Origin of the sequence: Paraburkholderia xenovorans (assembly GCF_046030735.1) — a bacterium.
Taxonomy (GTDB): Bacteria; Pseudomonadota; Gammaproteobacteria; order Burkholderiales; family Burkholderiaceae; genus Paraburkholderia; species Paraburkholderia xenovorans_A.
Map to the genome: position 1 here is coordinate 32,762 of NZ_JAQQBV010000038.1, position 18,106 is coordinate 50,867.

Consider the following 18,106-nt stretch of genomic DNA (forward strand, 5'->3'; position numbering starts at 1 on the left):
TACGGTCATAAAACGATACAAATCGCTATGAAAGCAGGTCCGCTGTCCTGGAACAGATCCATGACTTGGCAGCACCGCGCCATACTGACATTCTGCCGATGTCCAGCAGGGCCTTCTTGCCGCCCCGAAAATCGAATAGCGAAATCACGCCGTGCTTCAGGTGCATCTGGTGCAAATAGGTGGCGTGGTCGAGATGTTTCTTATAGATATGGATACCTTATCGATTGAACAGGACAACACTCCAGGCTGAGGGCGCAGAGATGTCCTCGAGCGCGACAGCGGAGAGGTCGAACTGCCGCTTGCGAATGCGATGTATCAACTCGATGCCTGAAATCGTGGTCGCGGCACTCCTGAACCGTTTGAACCCGAGCATCACGTTCATTCTGGACTTGATGTGACGATGGTCCTGGTCGGGTAGCAACAGCGCATTGCTGCGCTGTTGCCCCCTTCTATGAGCAGAAAGTTGTCAAGGCCTTTCACGACCTGACTCACGAATCATTGTCCAGGTCCCATCGGGCGGCCTCTGTAAAGAAGCGCCGTAGCGGGGTCAAGGGCAGGCGAAGCCTGAGCGCAGCGACCCTTGACGCGGCGAAGGCGCGATAGGCTGGCATAAGTTGGTGAGCGCGCGGTATTGCGCTCGCCAACCTACAGGCGCATTCCACGTCGCCCGGTAATTGCTGCGATCGAATTCACGTCCCTGCGTGAAGCCGTCGTGGCGCTCGTGAGACGATCCAACGTCGCACAACCTTCTATCCGCTGGCGGTTCGCCAGCCCTATCCTGCATGCGCGCTGCGCCGGAATCTTGTCCGGGTGACATACCCCATCTAAGAACCGTACGTGCGCCTTTAGGAGCATACGGCTCAAGCCTCTACAAAGACATCTGTCGACACCCGGTAGTACAACTTTATTTTCCGGCATACTGCGGATTTCTACGGCAATTGAGATGGTGCACTTGGAGGTTGCTGGCTGCATCCGTCCCGCCATCAGTTTGCTTCACAATATGCGTAACATCCCAGCGGGTGTTCATTGTGATGGGCTGCTGACAGTAAGAACACAGGCCATCTTGCCTTAGCCAGACACGGTACAGCTTACTGCGACCTCGTACCGAGTTCAGCATCTTCTTACCCCATCGGGATTCGAAGTACGGCGCCCATTGCGGATCGTGAGGATTGGCGTCCGCTTTGATGTTGATATGCCGATCATTGGCGTATCCGATTCCTTGAGCAAGATGACCTCTCTTGTCGTGCCATCTTCTTTGTTTTCTGTGGCGGCAAATACCCAGTCCCGGAAACCTTTGGTCTTGAAGTATTTGATCTTCACCCATCGGGCTCCTTTTTTAGGGTGCCTTCTTACCGCCCATCGCCATAGCGTTGACCAGACCTCGTGATCAACCCGATCGAAGGCTTTCTTGGCGACTACATGACTGTGGTAATTCGCCCATCCTCGAAGAACAAGATTGAGCAGCCTTATCAGGTTCGCCTGTTTAGCCGTCTTGTTGGCTGCTACTGCAATACTTCGGTCGTGATGCCGAAACTCAAATTCTTATCGTCTAATCGATACCAAAAGTGCAGACGCGATTAGCATCACTAGAGACATCCAAAGTAATGCGCCGTTCATGCTCCCAGTGGAGCTCCTCACGAAGCCGACCACTACAGGACTTGCAAAGGCGCCCATTACGCCTATGGAGTTGATCATGGCAAATCCTCCCGCATAGGCGCGGCCCTTGAAATGCTCTGCGGGGATCGCCAAGAACACCACGTAAGCCATATTCATCAGGGCATCAGCCAATGTGATGCAGGTCAATGATAGCCAGAATGTCTCATGCCAAACTGCACAACCCGCTAGGGCTACCCCTCCCAATAGCGCGGGAATAGCGCTGTGCCAACGGCGTTCCTTGACACGGTCAGACCGGCGAGCGCCAAAATAGAGTCCAATCAAACCAGCGATGTTCGGTATCGCCGCGAACAAACCTACAGCTATCGGCGATTTCGCACCGTTTTCACTGATGATTGTAGGCAACCAGAAATTAATGATGTAAAGGCCAGCCAAAATGCAGAAGTATGCGGCGCTCATCAGATAAATTTTCGGATTGGCAAGAGCAGATCTAAACGTGCCGGCATTCGGACCGCCGTCCGAAAGCTGTGATCGAACGATTGCCTTTTCCTCGGCACTCAACCATTTGGCGTCTTCCATTCGTTCAACCATAACGAACGGAACCAGCAGACCAAGCAAGATGCAGGGTGAGCCTTCCAGGAGATACAGCCACTGCCAACCCGATAACCCGTGATGGCCCGACAGCGACCCAATGATCCAACCGGAGATAGGGGATCCAAGAGCACCGCCGATCGGACCGGCAAACATGAAAATTGCAATCGCACGGCCCAGATATTGTCTGCCGTACCAAAACGACAGGTAGTACATGACGCCAGGAACGAAGCCGGCCTCAAAAATTCCGAGCAGGACCCGCATAACATAAAACGACGTTTCGCCTCGGATGAACATCATGCACGCCGATGTCAATCCCCAAAGAATCATGATGCGGCTTATCGTCTTCCGTATCCCGAAACGTGGCAACAACAGGTTGCTTGGAACTTCAAAAAAAATGTAGCCAATAAAAAATATCCCCGCCCCGATCCCATAGGCAGTATTCGAAATTCCTAGCTCGTGCTGCATTTGGAGTTTCGCAAAACCGATGTTAATTCGGTCAAGGAAGGACATCGTGTAGCAAAGCAAGAGAAAAGGAAGCAGCCGCCAACCTATTTTTCGGTATACGCCTGCTACTGCATCGGCCTGTGGGGCAATGGGTACTGGGACATCTGGGCTCATGGGATCTTTATGTTTTGGCTGTTTAGTAGCTTCTTAGGCAGGGTCGATGTGCTCGACCGCGCATCGCTGAGCGATCAAGCTCCAGTCGTACCGCATCCTGACGGTTTTTCCTTCCGCCCAGAGCCCATTCTGGTTCGTACGATTCACGTCTCCAATCCGCCCAGAGGCCCCTTGGAATACGACCCACTCGCAGTTTTCCCAGTTTCCAACGTCGAAGCTGGTGCGTGCCAGTGCCGAATATTTCGTCTGGAATCCCTGTGATGCACTGTAACCGGTTGCGAAAACTGTATCGTTATCTCCCCCAACGAGAGCGCAACGCATATCCAATGCTGCCGATTCGTCGGGGAAAACCTTGCTCAAGGAATGATGTAGAACAGGCGCATGCTGTTCAGCCCAATTGCCCTCATCCAAGTCGTTTCCGACACGGTCGATAGCAATACGAAACACGTCGTCCCATGACTTTCCCTTAAGCAGGCTTACGTCCGCGCTTCGTAAAAGGTTGGGAACGATCCACCAGAGATGATCTAGCAAGGCATTAGAGTGCATCAATCTGCTCTCGCGATTCCCAATCTCCAATATTTCAGCAACTACTTTCGTAACCGACAAGCGGAGCTTTGAATAGGCAACAGCCGCCGGCGAATTGACTGTCATCTCGCCATTCCATGCACGCAGATCTTCCAACATCGCCTTCGCGGGGCCAACGACTGTGGGTTGACGATTCGCCATTTCCTGAAACAGCAACCCAGGCTTGGTCGCGACATCCATATATATGTCACTCATCGAACTGATTGACAGCTGCTTTTTGCCTGCGAGCAGCTCCCTAATTCGACGCGCCCTGTGCGGCGGATGGCAATCGGTACAAAGATACAGACCGTTCCGATCGTCGACGACCCGATTATTGGCGGTCACAATACTACCCGCCGACGGGTTAATGCTTTCGGGCATGTCAAAAGGAGCAACCATTCCTTGCCATTCAAAATCCCCAGTCCAACCCGGTACGGGTAACCAGCCGTTGACGCTAGATCGTTGCGGTACCTTGGCACGAACTCGATGCCCAATCGTGCCGTGCGTATCGGCGGCTACCAAGTTGTGGTCTATCAAACCCCAGGGATGCACCGCCTTGTATAGTTGCTCTACGCTGGCAGCTCGCATCATCTCTGGGAGACAGTCGAACGAATTGTCCGTCTCGAAAAACTGAACGGAGCGAAGGGTGATGGCGCTTCCGTCAGCCGGATTGCCTAAAATTACCGGGCCGTGCGAAGTTTCGAGGCATTCGATTGATTCGTCGGCCTTGCCGCGCACCTTGATCGTTTCCAATCGCGATCGAACCTCATGCCATTCATCCTTAAAAAGGACTTCTTTGCCTTCGGAGCGGAATTTTTCGACATAGAGATCGTGTATATCGACAAAAGCGTGCGTCACACACCAAGCCACATTGCCGTTATGTGCCACGTGTGGAAATCCCGGAACCCCGGGTACGGTGAGGCCGATGACGTCAAAGTCATCGCACGCGATGTGGGCCTGACTATACATCGTCGGCACCTCAAGCTCTCGGTGCGGGTCGCCCATCAAAATGGGCCGCCCGGTCGACGTTAGATGCCCCGATATCGCCCAATTATTACTACCCCCACCGGTCAGGTCGGATGATTGAGTAGCAAGGAGTGCTTCTATTGATGGACGAAGCTCATCGAGCGTGGAAATCAAACGCTCTGATTCGATGCTGCCCGGAATACACAGCAGATCAATTCCGCCGTCGTCGTATCGCAATTTGGTAACATTTCCCGCGCCGACGTAAGGCAGCATCGCAGCACGAAAGAGCTTCATCCAGAACGAGCCCATCAATAGACCGATTTGGCGCATCACTGCGATCGAATGCCAGGACTCCCAACGTTCGGGCGATTCTCCAAGCAACTCATATTCTTTTTCTTTAATACCGAGGTCAATATACGAATTAACGCCTCGGGCGTACGCGTTCAGCATGTCTTTTGCTGTGCTGCCGAGTGCCGCGTAGTCCCGCTGCGCGGCTGCGGCGCTATTCAACCGGCGCGCTAGCTTATCGGCCTCCAAGCCGTCCGGCCCCAACCACTCGGCCGATCTCCCCAGCGCCTTGCGCCGCTGAAAATCCATATGCCACATTCTGTCGTGTGCGTGCGCGTAACCTAAAGCCCAGAAGCAATCCCAACTGTTCTTCGCACGGATATGAGGTATGCCGTACTCATCGCGGTAAATGCTGATTCGCGCTTCAGGTCCGTGCAATAAACGTTTGACGTTGTCGCGGTTCTTCAAGTCTCTACCCTCACGTACGGAAATATCGGAAGCAACCACAAGGCCGAAGCTTTTCCAGCGTCGTGATATGTCATTGACCGAACGGTAGCTTAATTGTGACCATTCAGTCAAACCATCAATAACAATACCTAGGGGAATCCCTTATTTTTGACTGGTGAACGTCCGCCAGGGCCTGCACATGAAGAGAGACGGTCCGTCAGGGCGGCCGGCTTGGATCTGGTGCAAATAGGTGGCGTGGTCGAGATGTTTCTTATAGATATGGATACCTTATCGATTGAACAGGACAACACTCCAGGCTGAGGGCGCAGAGATGTCCTCGAGCGCGACAGCGGAAAGGTCGACTGTCTCTGCGGTCCCTTCGGCGATTAAGCCAGACAAGCATGCCATCCGGTTGTGCTCCTGCGATCATCCAGACGGAACAGCTCATCGATCGAGCTGTTCACGCCCGTAGCAAAGTTTAAACAGCCTTTGGTCTTCACTACCTCCCAGCACATTTATCCATTAGAGGGATAACTCGTTGGAGGCTTGCCATCCGTCGGATGCTTCCGCTGCAACGGCTGCTGTGCGGACAGGCCCGTGAAAATTTTTGCGTGCCCGACCCCGAGCACTGCCTTCAGCAGGGCTTCGGGCATATGGGTCACGCCCCGATGGTGGGCATGTTTCCGAGCACCAAGGACGCATCGAGGATCGCGAGTTTGCGCATGCGGTTTCTCCTCCAAGTTGAACTATGGGGTGTAGCGTTTTAGTAATATTGCTAATGAATTCATCAGCCTGGTTGGTCATCACCTGCCTCGCGTCTGACAACCGAAAAACGCTAATAGCAAGGGTTATTAGATCGATAACCACGCAGGGCGTGGGAGCGCAAAATATTCGTAAAAATATTGCGTTTCGCGTCCAATGAAAATGACTGTTCAGTTATGTAGCCAGGTCTGGGAGATTTCTGGCGTAACGCGGAATATCGGTTGGAATAGCCGCGTCGGCGAATCAGGTAATCGCTCCCCCGAACGGTCAGTTTCACATAATATGGATAACAAAATATCGTATCCTTTGCCTCGCTTTAGAATCCAAAAACTACTCGACTACCTCCAGCCTCTCGATCGCGTCACAGCCGCCGAAAACCGCTCCTTCCATTCGGCGACCACCGCCGTCGGTTGCGTCGGCGAGAATATCGTCGACGCGTTGCGGTACTCAGGAAGGCGGCTGCCAAGTCCCAACGCCGCCAGCTCCGCACAACCGAACGCAGTGAGTTCGTCGAATCGCTGGGTCACTATCGTGCGGTTCAATACGTCGGCCAAGAACTGCGTGAAGTAGACGTTTCGCGCAAGCCCACCGTCGATAGAAAGGCGATCTGTCACGCTTACCTTGTCCTGCATCGCGGACAAGACTTCATCCGTACATAACGCCACGCCCTCGAGCAAAGCCTGGCAAAGGTCGCTATTCGTCGTGGCGGCAGTCATGCCGATCCAGAGCGCCCCGGCACTGCGATCCCAATGCGGGCAAGCGAGCCCTGAAAGCGCCGGGACAAACACGAGTCCTCGGGAGATCGCAGCGGGCGTGTCGAATGTGGCGATATCAGACAGTTCAGTGAACAAACCTAGCCTTCTTGCCCACTCGACCGCCGAGCTTGCGTCATATACCCCGCCGTCGAGTGCATAGGTGATTTCCTCACCTATTTTCCAGGCGACTGTGGGCAACAATCCTTGCTCGTGAGCCCGAACGATCTTCGAGCCGGTCAAGGTCAGCGCGAAAGCACCGGTCCCGAACGTCACCTTGGCGTCGCCGGTTTTCCGGCAGCCATGGCCGTAGAGCGCCGCTTGCTGATCCACGATTGACGCCGTAACCGGAACCGCTCCAACCTGCCCGAAATCGCCTACGGTCGAGCGTATCTCCGGCAGGCATTCAATCGGGACGCCGAACAGACGGCACAGTTCGGCATCCCACTCTGCTGACTCGATATTCATCAGCGAGGTACGCGACGCTGTCGTGACATCGGTCGCGTAGACGCCGGTTAGTTGATCCAGAAAATAGGCGTCGGTAGTGCCCAGCTTCAGCCGGTTCTTGCTCAACGCGCTGGAAACGCGTTCGTTATGCTTGATCAGCCATCCCAATTTGGACGCAGAAAAGTATGGGTCGAGAGGCAACCCCGCACGCGCCAGCGTGATTTCCTCCGCACCCTGCCGGCGCAATTCCTCGATCGAGTCGGACGTGCGATTGTCCTGCCAAACGATTACCGGAGACAGCGGCTCGCCCGTCTGCGCGTCCCATGCAAGGCAACTCTCGCCCTGATTGTCGATTCCGATCGCGTCGATCGTTCCCGCCGCCTCGATACACGTGTTGATATTCGCCAACAATTCAGCAGGCGAATGCTCGACCCAACCCGGTGCGGGATGATGCTGGCGATGGCGCACTGAATGCACTATCTCAGCGCTCCCATTACTATCGGCCAACAATACGCGCGTGCTGGTAGTCCCCTGATCAATGGCGGCGATCCGCATAAAGCTGCTCTCCTCTATTCTCGACGTATTTCACAAACACGCTTTCAATTCGATCAAAATCGAATTCGTGTGCTCGGGAACGCTCAGGTCCGCGAGCGGAATCAGGATTCGCCGCTCCGGCAGAGCCGATATCTTCCTGCTCCATAACGGCTTCCCGTCGGCTGTGATGGTCAGCCTGCCGCGCATCTGCTGATCGACGCGGACCTGAATGTGATCCAGACCACCGCGTACCAAAGGTAGTGTGATGCGTTGCGGCACGACGAGCTTGATGCCGTTGCCGCGCTCCACCGACGCGCTCGCATGAATCTGCGGAAGTCCTCCGTCCAGATCGTCCGCAACCATCGCGCCAATACGCCGTCCTTCGCGGAACGACCATCCTGCCGTTTCTATAGGACGAAGCAGGTTTCCTGCCGCGAAGTAACTGCGGTCGGAACAACGCCCGTATTGATCGATCTGGGGTCCGCCGGTGCCTGGATCTACACAGAGATGGCTGCTGCGGACCAACGACGCTTCGGGGGTAAATCGTCCGGTGAAAAGCACACCGTCGCAGTCCACCTCGCGAAAAGTGTCGTCCGGCAGGCGCACCTTGACGGATTCCACGCGCTTCGTCCCCTGGATTTCCTCGATTTGTGTGCCGTAGAAAACAGGAATGCCCAAGAGCCTCGGAAAGAAGGCAAACGGGCGATAGGTCGTCGGCCTGCTGTTGGCTTCGACGATACCGACTGGCTTGATGCCGGCCTTCAGGCAAGTCAACACCGCCGATATTGCGACGAGTTCCGTTCCTACAATCAGCGGGCGCCGGAATGGCATCAGGCCACGCAAATAGACGTACGCTTGTAGCGCGCCGGTGTTGATGACGCCGACCGGCCGATCGCCCGATGTGAAGCGCGCGGAGCGCGGCGTCTCACGTATGCCGGTGGCCAGCACGACGCGTTGCGCCATCGCCGTCGATCGGCCTTGCGCATTGACAAGCTGGATCTGACCGCCCGGATCCAGCCGTGTAACGGTGGTTCCCGTCTGAATATCCACACCGTTTTCGATTGCGAACTCGACGAGGCGCGCCGCGTAGGCCGGCCCGCTATAAATCCGGCCAAACTCGCGCATGCCGAACGGTGGATGACCGCAATGTCGCGGCACACCGCCGGCAGACGGTTCGCGCTCGATGAGCGTCACCTTTTGCACGCCGCGACGTTTCAACTCCACCGCTGCGGCAATACCGGCCGGACCGCCACCGATCACGAGAACATCGCTCTTCAAGATGTTAATCATGACGTTGTCCCTACAGCGAGCGAGGTCTCGAGCAGATCGGCCGTTATTTCAGCGATGCGCGCGCTACAGTAAAACCCTTGGCAACGCCCCATACATGCGCGGGTCCGGCGCTTCAGACCACCCAGATCGGACGGCGGCAGCGTGCTGCTCAGAGCCGCCTCAATTTCTCGCCGAGTGACGAGTTCGCAATGGCAGACGATCTCATTGTCGCCAGCTCGCTCCCAGTCCCGCTCACGATGCTCTGCAATATTTGGCATGCACGGCCACACGGGCGCGGCAACGGGTGCGTGACGAAAAGCGGAAGCCCCATAAAGCTTGAAAGCGTGCTGTGCAAGTCCCAAAGCTCCCGTCAGGCCCGTCGAGCGAATGCCACCGAGTGTGATGAAGCCCCGTTCGCTATCGGCGAGCACCCGGTACTCCTTCTTTTCGCTTGCGGGACGAAGCCCGGCGTAGACTGCGGTGACCGGTACGTTGCCGAGCGCGGGCACCAGCTCTGCGGCCTTCGCGACAAGATCCATGAGCGCCTTCTTATCCACGCCCGCGTGGACACGGTCCTCCTGCTCCTCCGCTGTCGGTCCCACCAGCACGTTGCCAAACGCCGTGCGCGTGATCACGACACCCTTCGTCCGTTCCGTGGGAACCGGCAACAAGATTGTGCGGATGAACGCGCTTGCCGATTTGTCGAACACCACGAATTGCCCCTTCCGCGGCCGGATCTCGAATGACGCCGAGCCCAGAAATAACCGCTCGACCACATCGCCCCAGAGGCCTGCGCAGTTCACGACAAACGAAGCCCGGAACTTGCCCTTCGTTGTCTCAATGGCCCATTCGTTCGCATCTCGCCGGGCCGCAGTGACTTCAGCACGGAACACCGTTTGCGCGCCATTCGCGACCGCCTGGGTCAGATAGGCCAGCGGCGCAGACCACGGGTCGATCACGTGCTCGCGGGGAACCAGCAGGCCGCCCATCACACCTTGCGCAATATGCGGTTCGCGCTCGAGCAGTTCGCGTTTCGACAGACGTCGCACGTCGTCAACACCGTTCGCCCGCGCTTGCGCTTCGATCTGTTCGAGCGCTGCGTTTTCCTGATCATTCCAAGCCGCGACGACCGCGCCCGTTTCGAGAATTGGCAGATTGAGACGGTCCGCGATAGACACATACTCCTCGTAGCCGGCCTGCATGCAGGCTTGTTCGAGACTGCCCGTCGGTGCATCGAATGCGGTGTGCAGGATCGCGCTGTTGGCTTTGCTCGCGCCGGACAAGATATCGGTGCCCTTTTCGACCAGAAGCACTTTCGCACCCTCTAGCGTAAAGCGGCGCGCGACCGCGCAGCCGACCACACCGGCGCCGATCACCACCACGTCAAACAGGTCGTCGCCATTCGCTTGAGTCAACGCACTCACCTATAAATCAAATGTCTGTGCCCGAACGGTACTTCAGTATGCCCGAACAGTCAATTAGACAGTACATAATTAGGGTAAGTGAGGATCCTCGCCCCAGGCAATGCCCGAAACGACGTGCGGTCCATCAGAGACCATCGCTGGGCAGTATCCGGAACTCGTAGATATGGCATAAGAGGGTAGGTATCTCCGCCGAAAGGGCAGCTAGGACGAGTTTTGCGCCCGAACGAGAGACATCGAACCAACTATCGGTCGAATGGATTCCCGGTCGAACTGGCTTGACGGGGCGTCGTACGTCACGCACGATGCCGGCTGTCGCGTGTTAACTGTAAGCGCGCCCACGCTAGCAGAAGGATTTCTGACGCATGAAACCACAAGATAGACACGCCGCAATTCTCGATTTAGTACGCGAGCACCGAAAGGTGACGGTTGATTACTTGGCGGATGAGCTTGACGCTTCGAGAGAAACTATCAGGCGTGATTTGACCGAATTGTCGGTTCGCGGCCAACTTAGGAAATATCACGGCGGAGCCACACTGCTTGATGAGCAGACGGAGGGAGCGTTCCGCAGTCGTCTGCACGAGCAGTCGAATGAAAAGCGGGCTATTGGTCGGTTCGCCGCGAAATTGTTCGGCGAAAACGACACGCTCTTCGTAGATACGGGCACCACGACGCTCGCTTTTGCTCAGGAACTTGCAACCCGCCCGTCGATGACAATCGTCACGAACTCACTGATGATCACGCAGACGCTTGCGCGTAGCAACCAAGGGCATCGCGTGTTTCTCGTGGGAGGGGAGTATCGCAATGACGCATCGGAAAACGTCGGGGTCCTTGTCGTCGAACAGATCCGAAAATTTAACGCTAGAGATGCTGTCTTAACCGTTGGCGCAATCGACGAGCAAGGTGCCATGGACTACGATCTGCAGGAAGCGGAAATCGCCCGTGCGATGATCGACCACGCGAAGCGCGTGACAGTACTTGCCGATTCGACCAAGCTCAATCGCACTGCACTCTTCCGAGTGTGCACGCTGGATCAGGTGCACCGGCTCATTCTCAACGCACCGCCCGAGCCCGACCTTGCAACTGCGCTGCGTGAGGCAGGGGTAGAGGTCCTCGTTGCCAACCGGGACTTGGGAGACTCATGATTCACGACGACCGCAACGATCCCGCCAGCGAGAGTGACGCCTCTGACAAAGTTAGTCTCGCGCATCGGACTGCTGTCCAACCATACATTACCGAATCCTGCAAGGAAGCGAGTCATCCCTATTGTTGGTGAATTTTGTCACCGATGCGGTCGGATTGACAAGGGCAGTGGAAGCAGAATCGCTTGCGTGAGGCAACTAGGCCATATTTAGGCCATATTTACGGCGTTGCGTACCGTGTCACAAGCCCTGCCTAACCAGTAGACTACTCGTTCGACACCGCGGCTTACTGCTTGTCCGAATGGCTGAGTACGATGCTCGTCACACCGGGCAAGGTAACCCTTCATCCGAGAAGAACATCGTCACGCTCCACTCAAAAAGCCTGCCAGTGGGTCGATGCATAGGCGCTTACATTGGCGCTATCCGCACCTGTCTGCTCCGCCCCTGTGTCGCGGGAGGTCAATGCCACGATGTCGTGGTCCAGGTCCAGCACAGGCGATGTGTCCTGCGAGCCTGGCAGGTGAGCTGTACCTCGAGTCTCGCGCAGTCCTTCACCGGCAAGAGTAAACATGGCTACAGCGGCCCGTAATTCCCCAGCCTGCTGCTCGAGGTCCTGTGCCGCTGCCGCTGCCTGTTCGACCAGCGCGGCATTGCGCTGCGTGACTTCATCCATCTGCGTGACGGCCTGGCTTACCTGGGTGATGCCACGGCTCTGCTCTTCGGAAGCGGCTGCGATTTCGCCAACAATGCAAGAGGCCTGTTGGATCGAGTGCTGTAACTTCGTCATCGTAGCCCCAACCTCGACTGCCTGCCTCGAGCCATTTTCAATCATCTCAACCGATGAGCCGATCAAGGTTTTGATCTCCTTCGCCGCAGAGGCCGAACGCTGCGCAAGACTGCGAACCTCATTGGCCACAACTGCAAAACCACGTCCCTGCTCTCCAGCGCGGGCGGCCTCTACCGCAGCGTTTAGCGCGAGGATGTTTGTCTGAAACGCAATGCCTTCTATGATCCCAGTGATTTCGGAAATCTTGCTGGAGCTGCCACTGATCTCCTCGATCGTACCGACCATGACCTGTACTGCATTGTTGCCTGTATCGGCAAGGTCTGTGGCGTTGTTGACGAGGCCGTGGGCCTGACGGGCACTGACCGCGTTCTGCGCTACCGTCTGCGTCAGTTGCGCCATGCTCGCGGCTGTCTGCTCAAGCGAAGCGGCCTGTTCTTCAGTGCGTGCTGACAGGTCGGCGTTACCCGTTGCAATCTCCTTAGCCCCTAGATCAATCGACTCCGCGTTGTGGTTGATGGTCCGAACGATCTCAACCAGGCGGTCCTGCATCCTCCGAAGTGACGTGCTTAGACGCCCGGTCTCGGTTCTTGTCGTCTGGCCGTCCATATGATCTGTCAGGTCTCCGGCCGCGAGTCGTTCCATTGCGCCGATCACTACGGCAAGCGGGCGTGTCACTTTCTTGCTCACCACCTGTATCGATCCAACAGCGAGGAGCAACGACAGCACGAGCGAGCCCGCAAGCAGCCCTCGAACAAAGATTGCGTGCCGTTGCGCGATCGCGAACATCTCTGCGGCCCGTGCCTTGCGCGCGGTAACCACGGCCGTTACGGATTGATCGAGGCGCGTAAATGCTGCATCCATCGGTCCTGCGACCAGCGATCGATATTGCATCATGTCGCTCGCCTTCAAAGCCTGCGAAGCGGGTCCCAAAGCGCTGTCCACGAGATCCGCATAAGCGCTGACCACTGCCGAATCCGCATCGGTTGGCGCGCTGCCAGCGATGGTCTTACGGAACCGCGTCCATGACTCGTTAGCCCCCTCAACCAGCGACAGCCCGCTTGCCAGGGAAACCTTCGAAGCATCGAGATCACCGTTGCCGAACTGACGGTCACAAGCATCAAAGGCCGCGCGGGCGCGCAGCAGAGATGAATAAGCTGTAGTGAGCGCATCGGCGGACGCCATATCGGCCTTCGCTAGACTCACCGAACGATTACTTGTCGAAAGTGCCTCCATGCAGCCAGCACCAACAACCATCAGCAAGCTGATTAGCACTCCCACGACGAACAGCACGCTTGTCTTAATAGAGATGTTGGCGAACATGGTGATACCCCGAATTATTTTTTGCACGAAGGCGCAGATGTCCGTTCTAGATCAGTCAACCTGCGCGGTCGCAAGCGGCTTTTCTTCTTTCAAGCCTTTGCGGATCAGTTCGGCGAGGCGGTCGATATCCTCGAGGGTGTTGAACATACCGAACGAGATACGAATACCCCCGCGTTCTGGAGACACGCGAACCTGATTGCGAGCAAAGAAGTCCGACCATTTGTCCACAGGAAGCGCGAGCACGTAAATATGCGAGCGTTCGCCCCGGTCGCGGGGTCCGACCAACGCGACGCCCATTTCGTCCAGATGCTGGATCAGGCGATCACCGAGTTTCAGCACGTGCTCCTGGATTTCCGGTACGCCCACACTCTGAATCAGGTCAATGGCCGCAGACAGCGCCTGCAGATCCGGAAGGTTGACATTGCCGAATTCGAAACGGCCTGCGTCCTTTCGCGGCTCCAGGTCGTCGGCAAGGGCGATGTAATCCGCCGGCGGGCGTGCCATGCTTGACATGGCGAGATACGCAGGCTGAAGTTCGTCGAGCCCATCCTGGACATAAAGAATTCCAAGCCCTTGCGGAACCAGAAGACCTTTGTGCGTACCAGCTGCCAGAACAGAAATGCCCAACGCTTTCACGTCAACCGGGACCACACCAACCGACTGCATCGCGTCGACCACGAGGTAGATCCCGCGTTCCTTGCACAGCTTGCCTATGCCGGCGACGTCATGCACCTGCCCCGCGTGGAAGGTCACGTGGGAAAGCGTGATCACCTTCGTTCTGTCGTCAATATGCGGAGCAAACGTCTCTGCCGTAGCGATCTCCGTATCCGCGAGCTTTGCGAAGCGCACTTCGACGCCCTTGCGCTTAAGGTTGAGCCACGCGTACGCATTGTTCGGGTGATCCCCTTCGATCAGCACGACGTTGTCGCCCGCTTTGAGCGGTACTGCATTTGCCGCGATGTTAAGACCTTCCGAGGTGTTCTTCGTAAATGCGATTTCCTTTGGTGATGCGTTCAGGAATTTCGCAACGCTTTCACGGGTTTCTTCCGCACGACGCAACCACACAGGCTTAGGTCCGGCCATCTCATGGCCCTCGGAGAGGAACTCTTCGAGGGCTGCCCGGACATTGGTCGCCAAGGGCGTCTGGTGCGCCGAGTCGAGGTAAAGAATACGCTTCGTAACAGGAAATTGACCGCGCACGGTTGAGAGTGTTTCGGTTGCTTTCATCGTAAGTCTCGCAGTTCGAGGTTTATCTTGCCGGCCATAGCCCGAGAGGTCTATGCACGCGTGGAAGCTGCCCGTTCGACCGGCGGCAAGAGTTATAGGGAAGTCAGGCAGAGACTTGCTCTTTGGATCCAAGGACGCTGCTCAAAAAAGCACGCGTACGTTCATGTTTTGGCGCACGGAAGAATTCGGCGGGAGGAGCCTCCTCGACAATATTTCCGCCATCGATAAAGACAACCCGGTCGGCAACCTGCTGCGCGAAACCCATCTCATGCGTAACGCACAGCATGGTCATGCCTTCACGGGCCAGCGAGACCATCGTCTCCAGTACTTCCTGCACAACCTCAGGGTCGAGGGCGGACGTCGGTTCATCGAAGAGCATTACGGAGGGCGTCATGCAGAGCGCGCGTGCAATAGCGACGCGTTGCTGCTGACCGCCGGAGAGTTGACCAGGGTGCTTGTTAGCCTGGTCTTGAACACGCACTTTCTTGAGAAAGTGCATAGCTCGCTCACGTGCCGCTTCCTTCTGCTCTCCGCGGACCTTCACCTGCGCCAGCATGCAGTTCTGAAGAACGGTCATGTGCGGGAAGAGATTGAAGCTCTGAAATACCATCCCGACTTCCCGACGAATGTCCCCGAACTTGACAAGCGGCACACCCGACTTTGCATCTGTGACGCAGACCGCCCCGCCTTCAAATGACTCAAGGCCGTTGATACAACGAATCAGTGTCGACTTCCCAGAGCCTGACGGGCCGCAGATGACTATGCGTTCACCTCGCTTTACATCGAGACTGACGCCCCTAAGCACTCTGTGCTCGCCATAACTTTTTTGGAGACCGGACACAGAAACGATGATGTCTGCCCCGGAATTTTCAACTTGCATCATGAACCTCTACGTAGATCAAATCGCACTCACGGCTGGGGCAATCCCAGTACTCGGGCTGACTTCGTGCGGCGAACACTTAAGGGTGTTTTCTTGCGCAGTCGCTCCGCAATCTCGGATCCTGCAGAGCACAGCACCAGATAGACGACAGCCACGAATGTGTAGAACTCGACGAGCTTCGAATCACGTTGCGCGATCTTTGCGGCGGTACCCAGGAAGTCACTCAACGAAAGCACATACACCAGCGAGGTGTCTTGAAACAGAATGATGGTTTGCGTCACGATTATTGGCGCCGTCGCCCGCAAGACTTGTGGAATGATGACTGACGCGTACATCGTCCAGGTGGAAAGTCCGAGCGCCCGTGCACCTTCGTACTGCCCCTTGTTGATCGACTTGAAACCGGATCGCACGATCTCTGCGTAGTACGCTGCCTCGAACATCGTGAACGTGATGAACGCGGTTGACTTCGGCCCGAGGGGTATCGGACGTCCCGATGTGGACAAATAGCCAAGCACGAGCGGGACAAGGAAGAAGAACCAGAAGAGCACGAGGATCAACGGTATGCAGCGCATCAATGTCACATAGACGCTCACTACCCGGCCCACCACCGGAACATTCAGCTGCCTGATGACTGCCAGTCCGGTTCCGAGTAACAACCCGCCGATGCACGCGACGACAGTAAGTTCGACGGTGAATGCAAGGCCCTGCATCAGAAATGGCAACGCGTTGTAGATGGCCCGAAAGTCGAAGTTCATTGCTGCACCTTATTTGTTCGGGCCCGCGTTGCCATGCATTCCCGGTACATCAACGCGACGCTCGAGAAGGGCTGCAACCTGGTAAATGATGAGTGCGGTCACCAGATAGATGATCGTTGCGCTCCCAAACGCACCGAATGTCTGGAACGTGAATTCGTTGATCTGCTGCGCCTGCGCGGTCAGCTCCACAAGGCCAATCGTCAGTGCTACTGATGTGTTCTTAAGCAACCCCAGCGCCTCGCTCGTCAAGGTCGGCAAGGTGATTCGAAGCGCTTGCGGCAGCAAAATCATGCGGTATGCCTGCAATGACGTCAGACCGAGTGCGTGAGATGCCTTGAGTTGCCCGTCAGGCAAAGCGTTAATCCCCGCACGGACCTGCTCGGCGATCCGTGATGCGGTGTACAGGCTCAGAGCGATGAGCGCCGGAACAAAGCTCGCCCAAGGCGGTGCCATCGCCTTGATGGCATTGCCAACGGATGCGGGAACGATCTCCGGGAACACGAAGTACCAGAGGAAAGCCTGCACAATCAAAGGAATGTTCCGGAAAAGTTGAACGTAAGCTCGTCCGAGGAGGTTCAACCCGGTTGACGCCGAGGTACGCAGGGATCCCACGACGACACCGATTGCGAAAGCGCAAATGCCGGCGCTTACCCAAAGGGCGAGGGTCCAGGCAAGTCCCGACATCAGCCAGTTGATGTATCGGTTGCCGTCCACGGTCTGTTCGAACAGGAATTGCATTTGCTGCTCCGAGCGTTAACCAGGGCGCGAACGCTGTTCGCGCCCACCTTCATCGTTAGGCGGGTACCTTGTCGCTCGGATGAGCGATCCGCTCTTTCAGGTCATCGCTGATCGGAAAGTTCAGATTGACGTTGTTTGGCGGAATAGAGGTTTCGAACCATTTCTTGTAGATCCGGACGAATTCGCCGGACGCCATCATTTCCCCAAGCGTCTTGTCCACGAGCGCCTTGAGTTCCGGCGCATCCTTTGGAACCATCAGGCCGTAGTAAAGCGTGTTGTACGAATCAGGCAGAAACGTGTACTGATCGGGATTCGAGGCTTCCGCCTTCTTCGCGGCCAGCAGGATGTCGTCCTCCATGAACGCAGCGGCACGGCCCGATTGCAGCATCAGCATCGACTCGGCATGGTCGTGGGCCTGAACGATACTCAGCCCCAACCCGTCCTTGTCGCTAATTTGCTTGACGAACTGAACGGCGTTTGAGCCCTGCGTGACGACGACCGTCTTACCCTTCAGGTCCTGGGCGCTATTGATGCCGCTCCCCTTCTTCGTCAGCCACTTTGTGTGACTGACAAACGTCGCGACCGAGAATCCAACCTGCTTTTGCCGATCGAGGCTGTTCGCGGTGCCGCCGCACTCGATGGTCACCGTACCGTTCTGGATGAGCGGAATGCGGTTGGCCGATGTAACTGGCAAATACTTCACACTCAGATCAGGCACGCCAAGCGACTTCTTCAGGTGATCGACGATCTGGGAGCAGAGGTCCATCGAGAAACCGACCGGTTTCTGGTTCTGATCAAGGAAAGAAAATGGAACCGATGACTCCCGGTAGCCAATAGTGAGCTGCTTGCTGCTCTTTATTTGGTCCAACTCCCCGCTTGCAAAGGCTGTGAGGCTCACGGAGCAACCCAGACAGGCAACTGCAGCAGCGACAATCCATTTTTTGAACATTTCTGGTCCCTCATGCAGCTTGTGGTTAAGAA

At 56.4% G+C, this 18,106-nt stretch carries 14 protein-coding genes and 1 pseudogene; 1 reads left to right on the forward strand and 14 read right to left on the reverse strand.

Annotated features, from left to right (window positions below; all coding sequences use genetic code 11):
• Positions 1-217: 217 nt before the first annotated feature.
• The 8 genes and pseudogenes from PQQ51_RS28455 to PQQ51_RS28495 all read right to left on the reverse strand — a co-directional run.
• Positions 218-418: pseudogene (locus PQQ51_RS28455) on the reverse strand (DDE-type integrase/transposase/recombinase); the annotation flags it as partial.
• Positions 419-904: 486 nt separating this feature from the next.
• Positions 905-1,117, reverse strand: coding sequence for an HNH endonuclease (locus tag PQQ51_RS28460; protein ID WP_408500561.1), 213 nt, complete (start codon positions 1,115-1,117; stop codon positions 905-907).
• A complete protein-coding gene (locus tag PQQ51_RS34465) occupies positions 1,111-1,512 on the reverse strand; it encodes a group II intron maturase-specific domain-containing protein (RefSeq protein ID WP_459252351.1) in 402 nt (133 codons plus the stop codon). Before PQQ51_RS34465 ends, PQQ51_RS28460 begins: the two co-directional genes overlap by 7 nt.
• A gap of 30 nt (positions 1,513-1,542) precedes the next feature.
• Complete coding sequence (locus PQQ51_RS28475) at positions 1,543-2,826, reverse strand: MFS transporter (protein WP_408500530.1); 1,284 nt, start codon at positions 2,824-2,826, stop codon at positions 1,543-1,545.
• 33 nt (positions 2,827-2,859) lie between these two features.
• Positions 2,860-5,112 (reverse strand): penicillin acylase family protein, encoded by a 2,253-nt coding sequence (locus PQQ51_RS28480; RefSeq protein ID WP_408500531.1) that lies wholly within the window; start codon positions 5,110-5,112, stop codon positions 2,860-2,862.
• A 1,079-nt stretch (positions 5,113-6,191) separates the two neighbouring features.
• A complete protein-coding gene (locus PQQ51_RS28485; protein WP_408500532.1) occupies positions 6,192-7,607 on the reverse strand; it encodes an FGGY-family carbohydrate kinase in 1,416 nt (471 codons plus the stop codon).
• A 30-nt stretch (positions 7,608-7,637) separates the two neighbouring features.
• The gene (locus tag PQQ51_RS28490) at positions 7,638-8,864 is read right to left on the reverse strand and encodes an NAD(P)/FAD-dependent oxidoreductase (protein WP_408500533.1); all 1,227 of its coding nucleotides are present in this window, start codon (positions 8,862-8,864) and stop codon (positions 7,638-7,640) included.
• An 8-nt stretch (positions 8,865-8,872) separates the two neighbouring features.
• A complete protein-coding gene (locus PQQ51_RS28495) occupies positions 8,873-10,270 on the reverse strand; it encodes an NAD(P)/FAD-dependent oxidoreductase (protein ID WP_408500534.1) in 1,398 nt (465 codons plus the stop codon).
• A gap of 371 nt (positions 10,271-10,641) precedes the next feature.
• Here PQQ51_RS28495 and PQQ51_RS28500 point away from each other — a divergent pair, with 371 nt between their 5' ends.
• A complete protein-coding gene (locus PQQ51_RS28500; protein WP_408500535.1) occupies positions 10,642-11,421 on the forward strand; it encodes a DeoR/GlpR family DNA-binding transcription regulator in 780 nt (259 codons plus the stop codon).
• A gap of 370 nt (positions 11,422-11,791) precedes the next feature.
• On the opposite strand, the gene PQQ51_RS28505 is transcribed toward PQQ51_RS28500, so the two are convergent.
• The 6 genes from PQQ51_RS28505 to PQQ51_RS28530 form a co-directional block, all read right to left on the reverse strand.
• Positions 11,792-13,525 (reverse strand): methyl-accepting chemotaxis protein, encoded by a 1,734-nt coding sequence (locus PQQ51_RS28505; protein WP_408500536.1) that lies wholly within the window; start codon positions 13,523-13,525, stop codon positions 11,792-11,794.
• 51 nt (positions 13,526-13,576) lie between these two features.
• Positions 13,577-14,752: an aminotransferase class V-fold PLP-dependent enzyme gene (locus tag PQQ51_RS28510; protein ID WP_408500537.1), complete on the reverse strand. Its 1,176-nt coding sequence runs from the start codon at positions 14,750-14,752 to the stop codon at positions 13,577-13,579.
• 103 nt (positions 14,753-14,855) lie between these two features.
• The gene (locus tag PQQ51_RS28515; RefSeq protein WP_408500538.1) at positions 14,856-15,635 is read right to left on the reverse strand and encodes an amino acid ABC transporter ATP-binding protein; all 780 of its coding nucleotides are present in this window, start codon (positions 15,633-15,635) and stop codon (positions 14,856-14,858) included.
• 26 nt (positions 15,636-15,661) lie between these two features.
• Positions 15,662-16,387 (reverse strand): amino acid ABC transporter permease, encoded by a 726-nt coding sequence (locus PQQ51_RS28520; protein ID WP_408500539.1) that lies wholly within the window; start codon positions 16,385-16,387, stop codon positions 15,662-15,664.
• Between the two features lie 9 nt (positions 16,388-16,396).
• On the reverse strand, positions 16,397-17,125 hold the full coding sequence (locus PQQ51_RS28525) for an amino acid ABC transporter permease (RefSeq protein ID WP_408500540.1): 729 nt from the start codon (positions 17,123-17,125) through the stop codon (positions 16,397-16,399).
• Positions 17,126-17,180: 55 nt separating this feature from the next.
• Positions 17,181-18,074, reverse strand: coding sequence for an amino acid ABC transporter substrate-binding protein (locus PQQ51_RS28530; RefSeq protein ID WP_408500541.1), 894 nt, complete (start codon positions 18,072-18,074; stop codon positions 17,181-17,183).
• Between the last annotated feature and the right edge of the window lie 32 nt (positions 18,075-18,106).